Origin of the sequence: Bartonella sp. TS25HLJMH (assembly GCF_042193505.1) — a bacterium.
Taxonomy (GTDB): Bacteria; Pseudomonadota; Alphaproteobacteria; order Rhizobiales; family Rhizobiaceae; genus Bartonella; species Bartonella grahamii.
Genome location: NZ_JBHILV010000079.1, coordinates 1 through 1,058 on the forward strand (window position 1 = coordinate 1; position 1,058 = coordinate 1,058).

Annotated in this window: 1 protein-coding gene; it reads right to left on the minus strand. The window is 33.8% G+C overall.

The genetic code is table 11. The features are described from left to right. Window positions 1–241 precede the first annotated feature (241 nt). Window positions 242–988 (minus strand): type IV secretion system protein, encoded by a 747-nt coding sequence (locus ACFINF_RS09320; protein ID WP_375620603.1) that lies wholly within the window; start codon window positions 986–988, stop codon window positions 242–244. Between the last annotated feature and the right edge of the window lie 70 nt (window positions 989–1,058).

The following is a 1,058-nucleotide window of genomic DNA, read 5'->3' on the forward strand; positions in this document are numbered from 1 at the left end:
GTTGCGTGAACACTGTAAAGTCCATGGAATTCCTCTTTAACGAAGTTTCAACTTTTTATCACCTTGAAACATAGATACATGCTAAACGCGTTATTCGCATTTATACATTACCTAAGTATTTGCATTACGATATCTTGGCTTTGATAAAACCTTTATGCCCTTCTGAATTGTTCAGATAGTACTAAACTTTCTACATGGTTTTTGTTTTCATGAAAAAAAGCAAATATTGTAAAGAGCTTTATTAGTTAAATTTTATTCTAGGCACACCTAGGTTGTTAGAGTTTATAATTTTTCCATACAATTTACGTTTTTGTATTTCGATAAGACTCTCTTCGTTATCGCTTAAATTTCTGACCATTTGTAGCTTTGTATATTCATTTTGGAGCATGGCTGACATGGTCTTGATGACTGTTTGCAGTTCAAAAACTTCTTTCAGATCTTTTGTTTTATTTACCTTATCTAAGAAATCGACGATTTGTATAAAGCGGTTCTCTGCGTCTTGGAAAGTTTGCAAACTTACAGCTTTAGCGACAATTCCACTATATTTAAGACGCGTATTGATTATGTCGCGCATCTCATGATTCGGCAAGTTCCAGAAGTTGGTTCTTTTCTCTTGCCCAAGAATAGAATTGACAAGATTTTGAAATTGCTCAACAATCAGGCCTTCGTAGTTTTGCCTCGTTTCTGGGTAGATAGAAGGCGAATCTTGTATGAAAAAACTCTTATTCTCTCCTATTGTTGGTTTTTGTATTCTATTTCCTGTTATAGACTGATGGATTTTTTTTGCGTTTTCGATTTGGTTTTCGTTTGTTTTAATTTGTTGTTTTAATAATTCAATAATTGTCAGATATTCTGCTTTTGAAACAGGTAGAGGATTTTGAACAGTTGAATCTTGAGTCCCAGAACCCCAACTAAAGTTAGACGTTAGAGTTAAATTTATTATTCCCAAAAGGATAATCATTCCTGTTATAATAAATCGCTTTTTCATCTGTCTCCTCGCTTGATTTCGGCAGGGATTGTTTTATTAATAGGCACACGGTTCCTATCATTGGGCTGTT